The organism is Moraxella nasovis (assembly GCF_022701215.1).
GTDB classification, from domain to species: domain Bacteria; phylum Pseudomonadota; class Gammaproteobacteria; order Pseudomonadales; family Moraxellaceae; genus Moraxella; species Moraxella nasovis.
Genome location: NZ_CP089976.1, coordinates 270,047 through 289,797, shown reverse-complemented (window position 1 = coordinate 289,797; position 19,751 = coordinate 270,047). Strand labels below are relative to the sequence as shown.

The following is a 19,751-nucleotide window of genomic DNA, read 5'->3' as shown; positions in this document are numbered from 1 at the left end:
TGTTAACAAGTCAAGCGACTAACTCCTGCCCCGTCAAGTTCGCTTGCTCCGCCTGATGTCTTTTTCACATAAATTTTTGTGCCTATCCGTTCTTTTAGGGCATTTACATGAGAGATGATACCGATGAGTTTGCCGCTGTCATACAGCCCTGATAGGGCGGTTAATGCCACGTCCAAAATCTCATCGTCTAGTGTGCCAAACCCTTCATCTAAAAACAGCGAATCAATCTGTACATCATCACTACTCATCTTGGAAAGCCCCATCGCAAGAGCGAGCGATACAATAAAACTCTCTCCACCTGATAGATTTTGCGTACTACGCATCTCGCCACCTTGAGCGGTGTCAATCACGCTAATATCCAACGTGCTTTTATTACCCTTATCATCGCCATGCACCAGCACATATCGCTTACTCATCTCACCCAAAATCTCATTGGCATGGTGAAGCATCAGCTCAAGCGTCAGCCCTTGCACAAAATTTCTGTATTTGTTGCCGTCTGATGAACCAATTAGGGCGTTTAATTGTTCCCAAATTTTGATGTCATTTTCATATCTAATTATCTTTTGGGTGAGTTCTTTGTTCTGCTGACGAACTGATTGCTCATTTGCCAAGATGGTTTTATTTTTGCCATTGTCTTCACTTAAATCATTATTTTGATGTTGCAATAACATTTTATCAGCTTGTAAAGTTTGTAAGTTTAAGCTTTTTAAAGATGGATTTGTTTTTATTAATTGCTCTAACTTTTCACTTTCTGCTTTTAATTGTTCTTCATTGTTTTGTAGATGAATGGTTAAATGCTGATGAGTGGCGGCTAATTCATCCATTACATCTTTAGGCAGTATCGCTTGAATAAAGTCGTCCTTGTCCTTAAAAGATTTTTCTGTTAAGGCGTGATAAAACTCGTCTTGAGAGATGGTGAGCGTTTGTTCAATCTGTTTTAAGGTATTTTGATGATAATCCAATTTATCCTTTTGTTTTACCAGCTCGCTGCTTGCGGTATAAAACGCTTGAGTCGCTTCATCTAATCGTTGTTTACATTCTGCCAAAGATTTTTGTAATTGCTGTTCTTCATCGTCCACATTTTTTTCGCCAAATAGTGTTTGGCGTTCTTTGATGGTGCTTTGATATTTGTCATCAAGCTCGGCAATCTGTTGGCATATTTTTTCTAAATTAGCTTTGGCATTATTTAACCGCTCTTGTTGATTGTCTAAATGTAAAGTGTTTTCATTAATGGCTTTTGTTAATTGCTCTTTTTGTTGCACCAAAGATTGATATTCTTGATGAAGATAAGTTAAATGCGTGATACGTTCGCTAAGCGTTTGGCATGCGATATCAAAACACGCTTGTAACGACTGATGATTATTATACGATACTTCCACAGCCGTTTGTTGATATTTGGATAAATAACCATTGATATCATTGATTGTATTATCAATCGTTAATGTTATTTCATCTTTTTCTTTGTTATAAGTCTGATGATTTTGATTTAATAAATTAAGCTGCTCTTTTAAGGATATGCCTTGATTTTTAATCATAGATTCTTCATTACTAAGCTGTGATAATTTGCTATTAAGCTTGATTAATTTATCTTGGTAATCAAGGTAATGCTGTTCTTGATCGCTAAGTTGTCGCTCTTTTTGGGCGATTGTTTGTTGAATATCATCACAATTATCAGCACAGACAACGATATCAAATTTTTGTAATAATTGATTGATGTATGAAATTATATCGCTTATTTCTTGTTGGTAATCATCACGTTGTTTTTGTAGTTTATGCTGCTCGTCATTGCAATGACTTAGGTCTTTATTAATGCCAATGAGTTCATTGTTGTGTTGTTGCACTTCATCAGATAGTTTGGTAATTTCTTGTTCAATAGCGGTAATTTTTGCTTTATGGTCTTTATTGTCATAATGATGCACATTATCTAGGCTTGATTTATAAGGGTGATCTAGTGAGCCACACAGCGGACAAGGCTCACCGTTTTTTAGAGCGTCAAACTTTTGTTTTAATAAAGTCAGCTCTTTGGTTAGTTCATCGTTGTGCTTTAGTGTGTTTAAATAATCATTTTTTTTGGCAAGTTTTTTATTAATGTTCTCAATGTTTATGGTTAAGTTTTTTTGTGTGCTTAATAAGCTGCTTTGTTTGTCTTGATGAGTTTTAATTTGCTCATGGGTTGCGGATAATTTTTGCGTCAGTTTTTGATGTTGCTCAAAGCACTCTATGCTACGCACACATTTATTTTTATCATTTTGTAAAGATGAACCATAATGATTGATTTTTGAGATATCAAAGGCTTGGCGGTCAAGTGCAAACAACTGACAAAACTCATCACAGCTTTTATCAAATTGCTGCTTTGTTTGTTTAAGCGTATGATTAACGGTTTTATAATCTTCTCTTTTGTTGTTGATTAGTATTCCAAAAGCCTTAATTTTTTGAGCGTTTTCTTGAATATTTTGCCCAATTTTAATGAGCTGATTGGTGTGAAGGCTAAATTGATGGTTTAAGCCTGATAGCATGCCTAAATCACCGCCTAAGTCATTCCCAAAATTATCGGTATGATGGTCGCTTTTGTTGTTGAGAGTGGCTAATTGCTCTTTATCGGCATTTAATTTGTTATGAAATTTATCAATCGCTTTTTGATAATCATCTATCTGATGTTGATGATTGGTTTTTTCTGTGTTTAAAGATTGTAAGTTTATTTTTAGATGATAAAGAGTGCTGTCTAGGTTTCTAACTTGCCTAAAGACAGGTAAGGCAGTTTGTTGTTCGTTTTGTTTGGTATCAAAATCAAGTTGTGCTTGCTGCTGGCTGTTTTTGGCATCTGCCAGCTGTTCTTGCAACGCAGGCAGGTTATCTTTTAAAGCGTTAATATTTTGTTTGGTGTGATTTTTTTGGGCGATGCTGTCGTTGATTTTTTGATATAAAGGGGTGATGCTATAAGCTAAATTAGCCTGCTGTAAGCGTGCTAAATCTGGGGCAAAATCGTGTAGCTTTTGACTAAAATGATGGATATTATCTTGAGCGGTGTCTATTTTTTCTTGTAGACTATTTTTGTCAAAAATAAGTTTAATATTTTGCTCGATGTCATTTATTTTTGTTTGATTGGTTAATAAAGCCTGTTCGGTGTTTTTGATGGTTTGTTGTAAATTTTCAAAATGCTCTTGGCTCATCATTTGGCTACCGCTTAGTTTGTTTTTTAAAGCGGTTAAGTTTTCGTTTTTTTGTTTGTGAATCTCAAAGGTCTTTTGGCTGATTTGGCTATAAATTTGAGTGCCTGCAATTTTTTCTAAAATCTCGCCACGCTCGTTGGCATTCGCCTTTAAAAATGCCGAAAATTCACCTTGGGCAAGCATGACTGAGCGGGTAAATTGCTCAAAATTCATGTGTAAAATATCCACCGCAAGCTTATCGCACAGGTTTGGTTTGGTTTCAATGATTTTGCCATTGTTGTCAAAAGGGTGGCTAATGCTACTAATCTCTCGTTCAATAGCTTGTAATTTACCGTCCGCCTTACCTCTTGCTCGTCTTTGTGACCAGTAAAAACGGTGCAGTTTATTGCCAATTTGCAATTCCACCTGTGATGAGCATTCTGCTGCGGCGACACTCATCAAGTCGTTTTGGGCGGTGCTAATTTTGTTGATGCGTGGGGTTTTGCCAAAAATTGCCAAACATATCGCATCAAAAATTGTGGTCTTACCTGCTCCTGTCTGCCCCACGATGGCAAAAATACCATCTCGATTAAAAGCTTCGTCGGTAAAATCAATGCACCATTTGCCTTTTAAAGAATTGATGTTTTGTAGACTAAGATTTAAAATCTTCATAATAATTAATAGGTCTAATAATGTTGATAGGTTTTGTGGTTATAAAGCGTTATCATCGCTGTCATGAATGGCGTGCAGTACTGCTTGGTAGGCATGGATAAGTGCTTCATGCCCGCTGTCTAATTCTGCTCGCTCAAGGCGTTTTTTAAAGACATCAAGCTCACTTAGCTCTTTGAGACTTTCGCCTTGATGTGTTGCCTTTAAGATGTGTTGATACTGACTTTTGTTGATGATGTTAAGTGCGGTGATGGGAGTGTGTTCAAGCATCTGCCTAATTAAACTTGCAAGCTGTGGCATTAGCGTATCGCCTGTGTATTCTATCTCGGCATAGGTTTTTTGGTCTTGTGCTATGAGTTGATTAAGCTTATTGCTAATGGTATCAAAATCACCTTTGATACGCACAAGTGGCACAAAAATAGGCACTGCCAACGAGTAAATCGTCGGTGTTTTTGGGTCAAAATCAGCGATTAGTACTTGTTTTATCTTGCCCGCTTCACCAAAACCCATGGCAATGGGTGAACCACAGTAGCGGATACGGTCTTGGTTTGCTACTGTCTGCGGTGCGTGAATGTGTCCGAGTGCGACATAATCTATGCTCTCATCAAAGACGCTGGCGTCTAGTTGTCCAAGTGTGCCGACCACCGTCTCTTTTCGCATACCGTCATCTTCTGATGATACACTTGCCCCTGCAGCGAACAGATGCCCTGTGGCGATGATGGGGGTTGCTTTCGTGCAGTCTGCTTGTAGGGCTTTGGCATACTCGCTTAAGGTGCGGTAGTGTTTGGCAATACCATCGTTGGTTTGGGTAAGCTTTTGGGAGCTATCATCAAAACTACCGCTTGCTCGTATATCCTTATCTCGTAAATACGGCACGGCAAGGACGATAGCAAGTGTATCGTCGTCTTGCTTTAGGACGATGACTTCGTCTGTGGGATCGTCTGTGGCTTGACCGATGACTTGTACGTTGAGCGATTTTAATAGGGCTTTGGGGGCGTCCAAAAAAGTGGGGCTGTCGTGGTTGCCTGCGGTGATGATGATATGCTCGCAGTGACTTTTGGCAACCAAACCTAAAAAATCATAATACAGCTCTTGGGCTTTGTTGCTTGGGGTCATGGTGTCAAATACATCGCCTGCCACAAGTAGCACATCAATCTTATGGCGGTCAATCACGGTGATTAGCCATGTTAAAAACGCTTCAAATTCATCATAGCGAGTTTGGTTAAATAGGCGTTTGCCGATGTGCCAATCAGAGGTGTGTAAAACACGCAAGGCAGTGGGGGATTTTGGGGGAATGGGGGCAAAAGTTGGCATTGATGATAAGCGATTGTCATAAAGTTTTAGTGTATAAAAAAAGACCACCAAATACAAGGGGGTCTTTTTGTAAATTAGACGACCGTTCGCACAGTTTTAGCCTTGTCAAGGGCGGTGTATAGGCGATTAACTTCATCGGCAGAGGTTAGATAAAGCTTGGCTTTGATGGCATGAAAGCGACCTGTTTTGGAGGGGCGAATTTGCACGCTTGCCATATCAAAGGTGGGGAAAATCTCTGCCAAAATCAGCGTAACTTCATTTTTTAGGGTGTCATGCTCACCTTCATGCCCGATGATGCTAAGCGGATATTCCATGGGAAACTCCCATAATTCTGGATTTTGAATCTCAGTGCGTGTGGCATTGACGGCGGTAGGTGTGCAGTTTAGGTTGGTTATTTTGGTGGTCATTTTATTGCCTTAAATATAGTTGTAATGACTAGTAGATGGGGGTTTTATAATAAAAGTCAATCCCTGCTAGCATATATACAAATACAACCGTTATTTTATATTTTCACCAATTTTTTAAATGATTATTAAAAAACCTGCCATCTTGTCATAGTATAAAGGGTGGGTTGGTCGTCTTTTGACATCTTTTACTGTTTTAATGACAAAACAATCAGCAGATTAAATCTTTAAAAATAAGGCAAAAAAAATCTCTGCCTTATTTTTATTTATTTTAAATCAATCATTTTCTAAGAACGACCGTAAATGCTCAGAGCGGCTTGGGTGGCGAAGTTTACGCAACGCCTTAGCTTCGATTTGGCGGATACGCTCACGAGTTACATCAAACTGCTTGCCAACTTCTTCTAAAGTGTGATCAGAAGCTAAATCAATGCCAAAACGCATTTTTAGAACTTTAGCTTCACGGTCGGTAAGATTACTAAGTACGGCACGAGTCGCTTCACGCAAGCCTTCAGCGGTTGCACTTTCCACAGGGCTTGAGATGGTGCTGTCTTCAATAAAATCACCCAAGTGGCTGTCTTCATCATCACCAATGGGAGTTTCCATTGAGATAGGTTCTTTGGCGATTTTTAGTACTTTACGCACTTTGGCTTCGTCCATTTCTAGACGTTCGCCAAGCTCTTCAGGTGTCGGCTCACGCCCCATTTCTTGTAAGAGCTGACGGCTAACACGGTTAATCTTATTAATCGTCTCAATCATATGCACAGGGATACGAATAGTACGAGCTTGATCGGCAATCGAGCGGGTGATGGCTTGACGAATCCACCAAGTGGCATAAGTTGAAAACTTATAGCCACGGCGATATTCAAACTTATCTACCGCTTTCATCAGGCCAATATTACCCTCTTGAATTAAGTCAAGAAACTGCAAACCACGATTGGTGTACTTTTTAGCGATAGAAATTACAAGACGTAAGTTGGCTTCTACCATTTCTTTTTTGGCACGGCGAGTCTTAGATTCACCGATTGCCATTTGGCGAGCGACTGCTTTCATGCTCTTAACGTCCATGTGAAGCGTCTTTTCGTGTTCAGCGATTTGACGTTGAAGGCTAATAACCTTATCTTGAACACTAGCCAAAGTTTCAGCAAAACTTGGCTCACCTTCAATACGAGTTGGTAGCCAGTCTAAGTTGGTTTCATTGGCTGGGAAGGTTTTTTTGAACTCATCTAACGGCATTTTACCACGACGAATGACGAGACGCATAATTTTACGTTCGCAGTCACGCACGTCTTGGTAGACGCTGTTCATCAGCTCCATAATCTGATCGCTTAGACGATTATTTAGCTTAATTAGCATAAATTTATCAGCAAGCTCATCATAGGCAGCTTTGGTTTTTTTGTGGCTGTGTCCATGCTTTTCTAGAGCGGTTTGTGCTGTGTTAAATAGCTCTTGGATTTCTTCGAAACGCACACGCACTTCTTCAGGGTCTAGGTTGCTATCATCATCACTGGTGTCGATATCGCCATCATCCTCTTCATCATCGCTATTATCATGATCGTGTGCTTCTTTAAGATCAGCAGGACGAAGCTCGGCTTCTTCGCTTGGAATAAACTCATCATCTTCTAAGGTGAGAAATCCTGTAACGATGTCAGAGATTTTCTTTTCTCCAGCTTGAACTTGAGCATATTCTTCAAGGACAAATTTAACCGTACCGGGCCAATATGCCATGATGTACTGCACTTCTCGTGTGCCTTCTTCGATACGCTTGGCAATCTCGATTTCGCCATCACGAGTCAGTAGATCTACCGTTCCCATTTCACGCATGTACATACGCACAGGATCGGTGGTGCGACCTGGTTCAGTTTCCACACTAGCAAGTACAGCTGCTGCTTCATCTGCAACCATATCGTCAGCACCGCCACTACTGTTTTCGGTAAGCAAAATATCATCAGTATCAGGGGCGACTTCATAAATGGGAATGCCGACATCTGTTAGCGTCTGAATAATGTCTTCAATTTGATCGCTTTCGGTGACAGATTCTGGCATTTGGTCATTAACTTCAGCATAAGTTAGATAACCTTGCTCTTTGCCAAGCTGAATTAGGGCGGCTAATTGGGAAGTGGTTTCGTATTCGCTCATAGATGCTCTTTTATGCCTGTGTCTAAAAAATTATTATAACACATGATAAGGGCGGGTCACCGATTTTTAAAGTGTTTGTCTTGATTTTCTTTTTGGTTCATTGTGTTATAATATGAATCATTTTATCTAGGGTGTACCCACTTTTTAACAGATAATGTGCAATTTTTAACCATAAACATAAAAAGTTGTGCATCCTTAGTGTTTTAGTGGTTATTCGCGAAGTAAGTCGATTTAGTTTTATTAAGGATTAGGCATGGCAGGCAACACAATCGGACAATCATTTACCGTAACCACTTGTGGTGAATCGCATGGGGCAGGCTTAATGGCAATCGTAGATGGCGTGCCACCAGGCTTAGAGCTTTGTGAAGCTGATTTGCAAGTTGATCTTGACCGCCGTAAACCTGGCACAAGCAAATTTGCCACCCAACGCCGAGAAGACGATATTGTTGAGATTATCTCAGGGGTGTTTGAGGGTAAAACCACAGGCACGCCAATTGGGCTACTCATCCGTAACACCAACCAAAAATCTAAAGATTATAGCGACATTAAAGATACTTTTCGTCCAAACCATGCTGATTATACCTACACGATGAAATATGGGTTTCGAGATTATCGTGGTGGTGGACGCTCTTCTGCTCGTGAGACAGCTGTACGAGTGGCGGCAGGAGCGATCGCTAAGAAGTTTTTGCAGGAGCATTTAGGCGTGCAGGTGCGAGGATTTGTCAGTCAAATTGGTAACGTTAAGGCTAAGTTGATTCCTGAACATGATATTGATTGGCAACTTGTCAATAGCAATCCATTTTTCTGTGCTGATATGGATGCTGTGCCTGAGTTTGAGAAACTTATCACCGAGTGCCGAGAAAAAGGCACAAGCGTGGGAGCGAAAATTACTATTTTAGCAACAGGTGTGCCTGCAGGGCTTGGTGAGCCTGTGTTTGATCGCTTGGATGCTGACATTGCCTATGCGATGATGGGGATTAATGCTGTCAAAGGCGTTGAAATTGGCGATGGTATGTTGGTTGCTGAGCAGTTTGGACACGAAAGCCGTGACGAATTAACGCCAGATGGCTTTTGTGCTAATCATGCAGGTGGCATCTTAGGGGGTATCTCAAGCGGTCAAACGATCATTACTAAAATTGCCCTAAAACCAACTGCCAGTATTACCACGGCAGGTAAAAGCATAGATGTTAATGGTAGGGCGGTTGAAATGCTAACCAAAGGGCGACATGATCCTTGTGTGGGTGTGCGTGCCACTCCGATTGCTGAAGCGATGCTTGCTATCACGCTGCTTGATCATTATTTACGCCATCGTGGGCAAAATGCTCATGTTGTGCCACCGTTAAAGCCAATCGTGTGATATCCCATGACGCCAGCAACCAAGCTTTTAAAAAAGTACGCCATTGATTTTAGCTTGCACGAATATGACCATGACCCCAATAACAGCAATTTTGGTCAAGAGGCGGTTGATAAACTTGGGCTTAGTGCTGATGTGGTGTTTAAGACGCTGCTTGTCTGTGATGATAAGTCGCACTATGTGGCAGTTTTGCCTGTGAGCCATCAGTTAAGTTTGCGAAAGCTAGCAAAGTCGCTTGGCGTAAAAAAAGTGCAGATGGCACAGCTTGCCAATGCAGAACGTATCACAGGGTATATCGCTGGCGGTATCAGCCCTATTGCACAAAAAAAACGCCTAAAAACAGTGGTGGATAAATCCGCCCAAGCTTTGCCAAAAATGTACATCAGTGGTGGAAGACGTGGTTTGGATATCGGCATTTCCCCAAGCGATTTGGCACAAATTTTAGGGGCGGCGTTTTGTGATATTGTAGATGTGTAATTAACATATCTTTTGGGTGGGTCGCCGTATCTGATACGACGTTACGGTGCTTTGGTGGCTCAATTAAGGGCTTTATTAGGCAGTAATTAGAAGTAATGGCAAATAAATGAGACGACTTAAAAAATACCAGGTGAGTTGCATATTTGCGGCGGGTGCGACGCTGTTTGGCTGTGCCCAAGAAAATCCAAATTTTACTAGACTTGAGCCTACTGAAACCAACTCAACCTATGATGAGGTGCAGCCAGTGGTGGAAGATGAGCTTGCCAAGACTAACTCTATTGATACTAAAGATGTCAACGCCCAAAAAAACAGTAAAACCACTGACATCAAAAAGACTGATCTTGTGACACAACGCTTAAATGCTCACGGGCTAAAGTCAAAAAAAGAGGCTTGCCCAAAATTGGTGCAAAAGCGTGTAGATAGAACCACCATTTCTCGTGAAGATAGCATAAGAACTAAGAGTTGCGATTATTTTATCTATCCAAACGTGGGTGATGAAATTACTGTGAGCGTGTCTGATAGACGGATGAAATTACAGCTAATAATGCCTTATGATCATGATTTTGCTAATGGCAGTTATCGTGCCACTGCTTATGGTCGCCACGTCATTCGTTTAGAGTATGACTCAGCTGATCGCAGACCTGATGTCATGGATTATACGATTCATGTAGATATCAAACCGACTGACGCGACTAACTAAATAAACTTAACTATCATAGGAATACCATGACAAACGAAACCTCTTCAAATCAAGGCTGGTTTGCCCGCATGAAACAAGGACTGTCTAAGTCTAGCAAGAACTTTACTGAGGGCATGATGAATGTGTTGGTCGGAGGCAAGGAGATTGATGATGAACTTCTAGAAGAGGTAGAAGATCAATTGCTTGTTGCTGATATTGGCGTTGATGCAACGAATCAAATCATTAAAAATCTGACAGAAGCGACAGCACGAGGCGACTTAATTTATTCGCATTCGCTATATAAAGCACTAAAGCAAGAGTTGGTGCAAATCTTATCGCCTAAGGTAGCACCGCTTGTTATTGATACCACCAAAAAGCCCTTTGTGATTTTAATGGTGGGTGTTAATGGTGTGGGTAAAACCACCACGATTGGTAAGCTTGCAAAACGCTTACAAGCTGAAGGCAAGTCAGTGATGCTTGCAGCAGGCGATACGTTTCGAGCGGCGGCAACAGAGCAGCTGCAGATTTGGGGTGAGCGTAATCACATTCCTGTGATTGCCCAAGGTCATGGAGCAGATAGTGCGTCGGTTATCTTTGATGCGATGCAATCGGCAAAAGCCAAAGGGATTGATGTGTTAATTGCAGATACGGCAGGGCGACTCCAAAATAAGACCCATTTGATGAATGAGCTTGAAAAAGTAATCCGTGTGATGAAAAAAGCAGACGCTAGTGCTCCGCATGAGACCATGATTGTGTTAGATGCAGGCACAGGACAAAATGCGATTAATCAAGTAAAAGTATTCTCAGAAGCTGTACCACTAACAGGCATTAGCGTCACCAAACTAGATGGCACAGCTAAAGGTGGCGTGGTCTTTAATATCGCCCAAAATACTAAATTTCCAATCCGTTATATCGGTGTAGGCGAGAGCATTGATGATTTGCAATCTTTTGACCCTAAAGAATTTGTAGATGCTTTATTTGTTGATGATAAATAGATTTTTAATGCTATACAAGCTATTAATATGAAGTGATTTTAATGATAACCACTTACTATACACCAACGCATAACTTGCCTACCATCAGTCTTACCATAAGAGATGGTAAGCTTTTGGTGCTTGATTGGTATTGTGATAAAACGGTTAAACTACTAGATCGCTTAAATCATCAATCTTGCGTCATACCTGTTCATAAGTTACAAAACTCAGATCAAAATCAAGCGGCTGCTATACAAGTTTGTCAACAGCTTGATGAGTATTTTCAAGGCAGGCGTCAGCGGTTTAGCATACCGCTTGATGTATCGCACGGCACGCCATTTCAAAGACAAGTATGGCAAGCTTTGTGTAATATTAATTATGGTGAGACGATAAGTTATAAGGCGTTAGCAGAGCGTATCGGAAAGCCGAAGTCGTTTCGAGCAGTTGCTAATGCGAATGGCAAAAATCTTATCTCATTAATCATACCATGCCACCGAGTGATCGCATCTGATGGTGGACTTGGTGGCTATACAGGCGGCATAGATATTAAAACAAAGCTGCTTGAGCTTGAGCAAAGTGCGTCATAAGAGCGATAAATGTCATTTTTTTTGTATTTATCTGCTATAAACCGATACCTAAAAGCTTTCTATGACTACTATCAAGCATAAAATCATGGTATAATAAGGATTATTTTTCTCATTAATACAGGGTGTGTTTTTCATGTCGTATGCGTTACTTCGTCCTTTTTTGTTCAACATGGATCCTGAACAGGCACATGAATTGACCCTTGATCTTTTAAATAAAGCCCATCATGCAAAGCTACTGAATTTTTTTGCCACTCGCCAAAGCTTGCCAGTTACTTGCATGGGTATTGAGATGCCAAACCCTGTTGGGCTTGCTGCAGGTCTTGATAAAAACGGTGCTTATATTGATGCACTTGCTGAGCTTGGCTTTGGTTATCTTGAGATTGGTACAGTAACGCCACGTCCTCAGGCAGGCAATGGTAAGCCTCGTTTATTTCGCCTACAAGAAGACGGAGCGATTATCAATCGGATGGGCTTTAATAATGACGGGGTTGATACTCTAATTGCAAATGTCAAACGTGCTAAATACAAAGGCGTGCTTGGCATTAATATTGGTAAAAATGCCACCACGCCAGTAGAAAATGCTTTAGATGATTATATCTATTGCCTTGAGCGTGTTTACCCCTACGCCAGCTACATCACTATTAATATCTCAAGCCCAAATACTAAAAATTTACGAAGCCTGCAAAATGCCGATGCTTTAAGTGTACTACTTGATGGGATTAAAAAATGCCATCAAAGATTGACGCTTGAGCATGGATTTTATGTGCCGCTTGCCCTAAAGATTGCACCAGATTTGGATGAATCGCAGATTAACGAGATTGCCAAGGCGGTGCTTAATTTTGATATTGATGGGCTGATTGCCACAAACACCACTTTATCACGAGCAGGCGTGGAAAATAGCTCGCAAAAAGACGAAACAGGCGGTTTAAGTGGTCGTCCGATTGGACATCACAGTACGGCTGTGCTGGCTCAGTTTGCCGATCGTTTATCGGATAAAGTGGATTTGATCGGTGTTGGCGGTATTGACAGTGGTAACATTGCTGTTAAGAAAATGCAGGCAGGAGCGACAGCTGTACAGCTGTTTTCTGGCTTGGTTTATCAAGGACCCAAATTGATTGATGATTGTGTAAGAGCCATTGCTGAGCATATGGATCGCCATTAAGCCATGACGTTAATTGACATAGGTATTAGCTTTGTGGTTTTTTTGGGTCTTTGGAGAGGGTTTAATGCGGGTGCAGTAAAGACAGCCACTTCTTTAATAGCGTGGCTTTTGGCTTTGATTGTAGCGTCAAAGACTGTTAAGCAAGTAGCTCCCTTATTTGAAAATGTCGTTAGCGATCCTATATTGCAGGTGGCGGCGGCATTTTTAGTGCTGGCATTAATTGTTGTTACTGTGGTGCATTTATTGGCAAGAGCGGTTGTTGGCACATTAAAGGCACTGCATTTAGGTTTTTTGGATAGAATGCTTGGCGGTGTGCTTGGGTCGCTAGTAGGCGTACTAAAAGTGTTGATTGTGCTTGGTATTACATCGCCTTTTTTGATTCATTTACCAACATGGCAAGAATCTGCTCTTGCCCAAAGTTTACTGCCTTACGCCCCAATGGCTAAGCAACTGCTTCAAGAGGCGTTTGGCACAGCATGGCAACAAATTCAAAATCCTTATAGTTAGATTACATCATAAGAATTTATTACTTAGCTTGATTACTTAGCTTGACTTATTGAAATTTTCACCTTAATAACACTTGGAGCGACTATGTGTGGTGTGATTGGCGTTGCGGCGCATGAACCTGTAAATCAAATGCTGTATGATGGATTGACCATGCTTCAGCACCGCGGACAAGATGCTGCTGGTATCGTTACCCTAAAAGACGACAGATTATACTTGCGTAAAGATAACGGCATGGTGCGAGACGTCTTTCTTACTCAGCACATGGTGCGATTGGTCGGTAATTTTGGCATCGGTCATGTTCGTTATCCGACAGCTGGTACATCTAGTACTGCTGAAGCTCAGCCTTTGTATGTCAATTCGCCTTATGGTATCGCCTTAGCTCATAACGGTAACTTAACCAATGCTGAAATGCTTGCAAAAGAACTGTATGCAGGCAATCGTCGTCATCTTAATACAGATTCAGATTCAGAAGTATTATTAAACGTATTTGCTAATGAATTGCAAAATTTTACCAAGTCATCTTTAGATGCAAATGATATCTTTGAGGCGGTGCAAGCTGTTTATAGTCGCTGTGAAGGTGCTTATGGTGTAGTTGCTATCATTGCAGGTCATGGTATGCTTGCTTTTCGTGATCCAAATGGCATTCGCCCTTTGGTATATGGTCGCCGTTTGACCGAAAATGGTGTCGAGTATATGGTGGCATCAGAGTCTGTGGCATTGACTGCATTAGGCTTTGAGATTGTGCGTGATGTTGCCCCTGGTGAAGCGATATTTATCGATCTTGACTATAATTTGCACACCAAGCAGTGCGTAGCTGATGCTAAACGCTCGCCTTGTATTTTTGAGTATGTGTATTTTGCAAGACCAGATTCTATCATCGATAATATTTCAGTGCATAAGGCACGTATGCGAATGGGGGAAAAGCTTGCTGAGCGTATCGTTGCTGAATGGGGTGAAGATCATGGTATTGATGTGGTTATTCCAATTCCAGATACGTCGCGTAATTCTGCACTTGAGCTTGCAACGCATCTTGGGGTGAAGTACCGTGAAGGTTTTACTAAGAACCGCTATATCGGTCGCACCTTTATTATGCCAGGACAAGGTCAACGTAAAAAATCTGTTCGCCAGAAGTTGAACGCCATTCCGCTAGAGTTTAAGAACCGAAATGTACTGCTTGTTGATGATTCTATCGTGCGAGGGACAACTTGCCATGAAATCATCCAAATGGCACGAGATGCAGGTGCAAAAAATGTCTATTTTGCATCAGCTGCACCTGAGGTTAAATTCCCAAATGTCTATGGTATCGATATGCCGTCACGTGCTGAACTGATTTCATCTGGGCGTAGCGTGGAAGAGGTGCGTAAAATTATCGGTGCAGATCGCTTGATTTTTCAGGATTTAGACGATTTGATAGAAGCGGTCAATAATACCAAGTACAGCCGTGTAGATACCTTTGATTGCTCGGTCTTTAATGGTGAGTATATCGCAGGTGGGATTGATGATAGCTACTTGACTGCACTACAAAATAAACGCAGTGATGCCGCTAAAAATAAGGTAGTTACTGTGGACACACCTGTAGACATTACTGGCATTACAGGAGCTTAAAACACCATGAGACATCATACATTAGGCTTTGTTATGTTATCTTTGAGTGCGTCGGTATTGATGGCGTGCCAAAGCTCGCAGACTGTAGATAGACCCCCAATACAGATTATTGAAGGCAAGGCTTCTGTGTCTACTTTGCCTAAAGAGGTACGTCAGCCAGCTGTTGTCTATACGCCAAAAGTTCAACACATCGCCAAAGAGCATGTCGCTATACCCCAACAAACCGCATCGCCTAAACAGATGCACTATGCAAGCTTTAGCGATTGGAAGGCAGATTTTATTCGTCGTGCAGCACTACAAGGGTATGATACTTGGCGTTTAGAAAACTTACTTTCACAAGCAGATTACTTATCTAGTGTTATCTCGCTTGATCGATCTCAGGCAGAATTTACTAAGATGCCTTGGGAGTATGTAGAATCTGCCGTCAGCCACAATCGCATTCAACAAGGTCGCTCTAAGTTAAATGCGTATCGCACAACTCTTGCCGATGCTGAAAGTCGTTATGGAGTGCCAAAGCAAATCGTAGCAGCGATATGGGGTATGGAGTCCTCTTATGGAACGGGCATGGGCAATACAGATTTGGTCAGTGCGTTAGCCACCTTAGCTTATGATGGCCGTCGACGTGAATTTGCCGAAGGTGAGTTAATCGCCATGATGCGTATGGTGGAGCGTGGTGATGTGTCGCCAAATCAGCTAAAAGGTTCATGGGCAGGTGGCATGGGGCATACACAGTTTATTCCAAGCACTTGGCTTTTGCACGGCGTAGATGCAAACGGTGATGGTTATTATAGCCCATGGCAAGCAAGCGACGCTCTATCATCAACAGCCAACTATCTAGGCGATGCTGGCTGGGTGCGTGGTTTAGCACCATATTATGAGGTGAGCTTGCCAACGCAGTTTGATTACCGTTTAATCGGTCAAAAGCAATCACTTGATTTATGGCGTCAAGCAGGGGTTTTGCCTGTGGATGAGCCTTTTTATGGTGCAGCCATCGCTGAATTATGGTTGCCAGCAGGTATTCACGGGCCTGCATTACTAATAACGCAAAACTTTGATGTTATCCGAGTGTATAATAACTCATCAAGCTATGCACTCGGTGTATCATTACTTGCTAAACGTATCGGCGGCGGTGAAGGGCTGTCAGCAGCATGGCCAAAGCACGAACGACCATTATCACGCACCCAAGTAAAAATGCTACAACAAAAACTCACCGCTTTAGGCTTTGATACCCAAGGGATTGACGGAGTGGCAGGCTCAAACACTAAAAAAGCGTTTGCCAAGTGGCAGACAGCGCACGGTCAGATTCCAGATGGCTTTATCAGTTTAAGCTCTGCCGATGCTCTAATTTGGTAACTGCTTTATAGTTAGTGGTTTATCGCCAATACATATCATAACCTAAAAAAACCGCAAAGAATTTTTTGCGGTTTTTTGTGTAACTTAAAAAGTTTTTTTTGTTTTTAAGTAATGCCACAGTATTTTGACATCGTCTATAACTGAACTGCTTTACCAGCGAGTATGCTGCTCTAGCAGGGTTGATACAGCATCGCCAAGCGAGTCAATATCCTTGGTAGATAGATTTTTCATTGGTGCGTGTACGAGCCAATCATTATCGGTACGCTGTATGTGCCAAGCAAGAAAAGATTGGCAGTCACCTTCTATTGCATCTAAATGAAAGCTGTGAGCGATGTTATTTTCATTATCAGTTAGTGTTGCTATCCCTTTTTTGGCAAATCGCAGTGGTTGGTTGTGGTAGCTTGTGATGACAAATGCCGCATGATGAATGTTATCGTCTAAGTCTAAGGCTCGCACACGAATCTCTTCTTGGTTGATGAGCGTTTCTTCAAAGGATTTTGATCCAATTAACGCATCACCGCCATGGCGAACAGTTTCGCTATTATTTCTTAGCTTGCCGTACCAAATAATATCTAAAGGTTTTCGTGTATGGTTATACAGAATGCAGACAATATCAATATCCATGGCAATGGGCGAATTATCGACCTTGGGCAGTTTGGCAAGCCATGCATCTTTGCCACGTTTTGGCAGTTCGGTGTGTTCGTATTTTACGCCTGCAACAAGATAAGCTCCAAACAGCTGCAATTGTGTTAATGTGCGTGGCTCAAAGTGACTGATGAGCGTCGTGTTGGTGACGAGACTTTGTGTTTTAATGGCTGACATGATGTTTTCCTGTGTATGAGTTGATGTTATTGTAACAAAATTTTTGGGATTTTCCTACCAAATCACTACTAAGCTAAGCTGATAAGCCATTTTGATACAAATTTTTACAAGAAATTTAAACAGATGGTGCTATGATATAACAAAATTATTGTAATGAATGTTTTTTATGCTTTTTTTAGGAAAATTAAGACGCTTTGTTTTGACCTCTCGCAGTTTTGTAATTATATTGTCATTAACGTTGGTAGCGTGTCATTGTATTGAGAGTAATGGCTTTGATCGTCAAGAGCAGCAGGTTGCTTCAACTTCCAAGCGACAGCAAGACAGTAGCCATGACACTAAGCCAATGACGCTACTTGATGATATTGCACATTATCAGTGGACATTAATACGGGCTGATCAACAAGAGCAATCTGCAACAGATTTTGATCAAGTAATCGCCCAAGCTCAAGCAAAGTTTGAGCTTAATGGCGGTAAGTTAACAGCGACAGCAGGCTGTAATCGATACTCAGCTGATGTTGCGATGAAGCACGGTCATTTGTACACAAGCCATAATGCATCGACTTTAATGGCATGCTATGATAGCCAAACAAAAGCAGAAAGTACGTTATTTAACGCCTTTCATGGCAGTCGTTTTTACTTGACCAAATCGTCAGATGGAATGTTGGCAACCTTAACGCAGGTTAATGAAGATCTAACGCTGACTTGGCAAGGTCAAGCGACACTTGAATCATTATATGGCAAAGCTAAAACGATGTTTTGGGAAATAGACCCAAATGCCAAAGAATGTATAGATGGCAGTGTGCATTGCCTAAAAGTTCGCAGTATTGATTATGATGATATGGGTATCGAAGTCAGAAAGGGGGCGTGGCGAAATTTTAAAGGTGAAATTGTAGGATACACACACGATCCAAGCTTACGCCAAATTATCCGAATTAAGGTGTATCATACACCAAATCATGCCAATGACTATATCTATGTATATGATACAGCAGTCAGTTTAGAAGCGACCAACGCCAACTTTTAGGCTAGATTGCTAGTTACGTTTTATTAACAGTCTTAACTTAGCCGTCTTTTTAAATCACATGCTTGATGAGTGTGTGATTTTATTTTATGCTGTTGATGGCACAAAGTAGATGCTCTTTTAATCTGGGTAGTTCATGCGTGGATACGCCATTTAGCCAAACACCATCTACTGCCATGCGTACAAGGTGTAATCTGTCGTCACTGTCAGTTTTATGGTGCTGGTGAAGCTTATTATCAAGCCATTGTTGCCACTGCTGCCTAAGAGAACTCTCGGCGGTAATGGGTTTTATTAATCCAGACCATTGACTGCCAAGACCGATGTTTTTATCATCAAAAAAAACTCGTACATAAGCAGTGGTAAAGACTCCAAAGGCGTTTTGGTCGGCAATCTGACTAATGATGGCAGTGTTAAGCTGAGCGATGAATAGTGAGACGACACTTGAGATTAAATCATCTTTACTCTTAAAGTGATGAAAAAGTCCGCCTTTACTAACCCCAGCTAATGTTGCTACCTTTTGCATGGACAGCTGAGCAATACCATCTTCAAGCATGATATCTTTGGCAGCAATCAGTAATGTGTGTCTTAACAGCTCTGGGTTGTTTTTACGCTTTTGGGGTGTGCTGTCAGTGGCTTTAACTTTATTTTCGTCAAATAAATCAGTCATAAATCACATCCTTGCGATAGCGTGTTGGGTCAGCGACGCCTGCATCAAGAAAGCCTTGACGTCTAAGTGAGCAGCTGTCGCACACACCACATGCCAAGCCAGACTCATCCGCTTGATAGCACGATACAGTTTGCCCATAATCTACGCCAAGCTTAAGCCCAAGCTTTAGGGTTTGTGCTTTAGATAGGAGCTGTAAAGGAGCAACGACCGACAGCGTATTGCCTGCTCTTCCCGTCACGGTGGCAAGATTGGCAAGCCTTTCAAAGGCTTCAATAAAATCAGGTCTGCAGTCAGGATAACCTGAAAAATCCACCGAGCTTACGCCAATGACGATGTAGTTTGACCCAGTTACTTCAGCTGCTGCTAAGGCGTATGATAAAAAGATGGTATTGCGTGCTGGCACATAAGTTACAGGTACAGCATCTGAATTAGCATCATATTCTGGCACATCTATGCTATTATCTGTCAAGGCACTGCCACCAAGCTGAGCGATATCTATGTCGATAATACGGTGATCCACATCCAGTGCTTTTGCAATGTTTTGGGCGGCAATCAGTTCACTTGAATGGCGTTGTCCATAGCGAAAGCTAATCGCAGTAATGTGTTTAAACTGAGATTTTGCCCAATAAAGGCAGGTGGTGGAGTCAAGACCACCAGAAAATAAAACGACGGCATTTTGGTCTTGGTAGTGATTTAGCTCTGTGTGATTCATAAATAAAATAGTATAAAAATGTGTTTTTAAAGAGATGGATTTTTTGATATTTTGGATGAAATTTTATCATGAAATGTGCGTTTATGTTATAATAATTTATTCTAAATCGTGTTTTTAATTTCATTATTATTGTAAGACTAACGTTCATAATTGACGATT

The 19,751-nt window shown here is 41.3% G+C and carries 17 protein-coding genes; 10 read left to right on the top strand and 7 right to left on the bottom strand.

Annotation, left to right across the window (positions count from 1 at the left end; genetic code table 11):
• Positions 1 to 2 precede the first annotated feature (2 nt).
• From LU293_RS01415 to rpoD, 4 genes are all read right to left on the bottom strand, one after another.
• A complete protein-coding gene (locus LU293_RS01415; protein ID WP_242748151.1) occupies positions 3 to 3,821 on the bottom strand; it encodes an AAA family ATPase in 3,819 nt (1,272 codons plus the stop codon).
• 39 nt (positions 3,822 to 3,860) lie between these two features.
• Positions 3,861 to 5,132, bottom strand: coding sequence for an exonuclease SbcCD subunit D C-terminal domain-containing protein (locus tag LU293_RS01410; protein WP_242748150.1), 1,272 nt, complete (start codon positions 5,130 to 5,132; stop codon positions 3,861 to 3,863).
• 74 nt (positions 5,133 to 5,206) lie between these two features.
• Positions 5,207 to 5,539, bottom strand: a complete 333-nt coding sequence (locus tag LU293_RS01405) for a YbeD family protein (RefSeq protein ID WP_242748149.1) — start codon at positions 5,537 to 5,539, stop codon at positions 5,207 to 5,209.
• 273 nt (positions 5,540 to 5,812) lie between these two features.
• Positions 5,813 to 7,672 (bottom strand): RNA polymerase sigma factor RpoD, encoded by a 1,860-nt coding sequence (gene rpoD, locus LU293_RS01400; RefSeq protein ID WP_242748148.1) that lies wholly within the window; start codon positions 7,670 to 7,672, stop codon positions 5,813 to 5,815.
• A gap of 253 nt (positions 7,673 to 7,925) precedes the next feature.
• Here rpoD and aroC point away from each other — a divergent pair, with 253 nt between their 5' ends.
• The 9 genes from aroC (at position 7,926) to LU293_RS01355 (ending at position 16,370) form a co-directional block, all read left to right on the top strand.
• Positions 7,926 to 9,029: a chorismate synthase gene (gene aroC / locus LU293_RS01395; protein WP_242748147.1), complete on the top strand. Its 1,104-nt coding sequence runs from the start codon at positions 7,926 to 7,928 to the stop codon at positions 9,027 to 9,029.
• 6 nt (positions 9,030 to 9,035) lie between these two features.
• Positions 9,036 to 9,503, top strand: a complete 468-nt coding sequence (ybaK, locus tag LU293_RS01390) for a Cys-tRNA(Pro) deacylase (protein ID WP_242748146.1) — start codon at positions 9,036 to 9,038, stop codon at positions 9,501 to 9,503.
• A gap of 106 nt (positions 9,504 to 9,609) precedes the next feature.
• Entirely contained in the window at positions 9,610 to 10,203 is a 594-nt protein-coding gene (locus tag LU293_RS01385; protein ID WP_242748145.1) for a hypothetical protein, read from the top strand.
• A gap of 26 nt (positions 10,204 to 10,229) precedes the next feature.
• Positions 10,230 to 11,177 carry a signal recognition particle-docking protein FtsY gene (ftsY, locus tag LU293_RS01380; protein WP_242748144.1) on the top strand — a complete coding sequence of 316 codons (948 nt, stop codon included), beginning with the start codon at positions 10,230 to 10,232 and terminating at the stop codon, positions 11,175 to 11,177.
• Positions 11,178 to 11,218: 41 nt separating this feature from the next.
• On the top strand, positions 11,219 to 11,743 hold the full coding sequence (locus tag LU293_RS01375; protein WP_242748143.1) for a methylated-DNA--[protein]-cysteine S-methyltransferase: 525 nt from the start codon (positions 11,219 to 11,221) through the stop codon (positions 11,741 to 11,743).
• A 133-nt stretch (positions 11,744 to 11,876) separates the two neighbouring features.
• Positions 11,877 to 12,905 carry a quinone-dependent dihydroorotate dehydrogenase gene (locus tag LU293_RS01370; protein ID WP_242748142.1) on the top strand — a complete coding sequence of 343 codons (1,029 nt, stop codon included), beginning with the start codon at positions 11,877 to 11,879 and terminating at the stop codon, positions 12,903 to 12,905.
• 3 nt (positions 12,906 to 12,908) lie between these two features.
• Positions 12,909 to 13,412: a CvpA family protein gene (locus LU293_RS01365; protein WP_242748141.1), complete on the top strand. Its 504-nt coding sequence runs from the start codon at positions 12,909 to 12,911 to the stop codon at positions 13,410 to 13,412.
• A gap of 84 nt (positions 13,413 to 13,496) precedes the next feature.
• Positions 13,497 to 15,017: an amidophosphoribosyltransferase gene (purF, locus tag LU293_RS01360; protein WP_242748140.1), complete on the top strand. Its 1,521-nt coding sequence runs from the start codon at positions 13,497 to 13,499 to the stop codon at positions 15,015 to 15,017.
• Between the two features lie 6 nt (positions 15,018 to 15,023).
• On the top strand, positions 15,024 to 16,370 hold the full coding sequence (locus tag LU293_RS01355; RefSeq protein ID WP_242748139.1) for a lytic murein transglycosylase: 1,347 nt from the start codon (positions 15,024 to 15,026) through the stop codon (positions 16,368 to 16,370).
• 150 nt (positions 16,371 to 16,520) lie between these two features.
• On the opposite strand, the gene LU293_RS01350 is transcribed toward LU293_RS01355, so the two are convergent.
• Positions 16,521 to 17,192, bottom strand: a complete 672-nt coding sequence (locus LU293_RS01350) for a TerD family protein (protein ID WP_242748138.1) — start codon at positions 17,190 to 17,192, stop codon at positions 16,521 to 16,523.
• A 166-nt stretch (positions 17,193 to 17,358) separates the two neighbouring features.
• On the opposite strand from LU293_RS01350, the gene LU293_RS01345 reads away from it, so the two are divergent.
• Positions 17,359 to 18,216, top strand: coding sequence for an META domain-containing protein (locus LU293_RS01345; protein WP_242748137.1), 858 nt, complete (start codon positions 17,359 to 17,361; stop codon positions 18,214 to 18,216).
• Between the two features lie 79 nt (positions 18,217 to 18,295).
• Here the strand turns inward: LU293_RS01345 and LU293_RS01340 are convergent, their stop codons facing one another.
• Positions 18,296 to 18,880 (bottom strand): TetR/AcrR family transcriptional regulator, encoded by a 585-nt coding sequence (locus LU293_RS01340; RefSeq protein ID WP_242748136.1) that lies wholly within the window; start codon positions 18,878 to 18,880, stop codon positions 18,296 to 18,298.
• Positions 18,873 to 19,592 (bottom strand): 7-cyano-7-deazaguanine synthase QueC, encoded by a 720-nt coding sequence (queC, locus tag LU293_RS01335; protein WP_242748135.1) that lies wholly within the window; start codon positions 19,590 to 19,592, stop codon positions 18,873 to 18,875. Before queC ends, LU293_RS01340 begins: the two co-directional genes overlap by 8 nt.
• Positions 19,593 to 19,751: the final 159 nt, after the last annotated feature.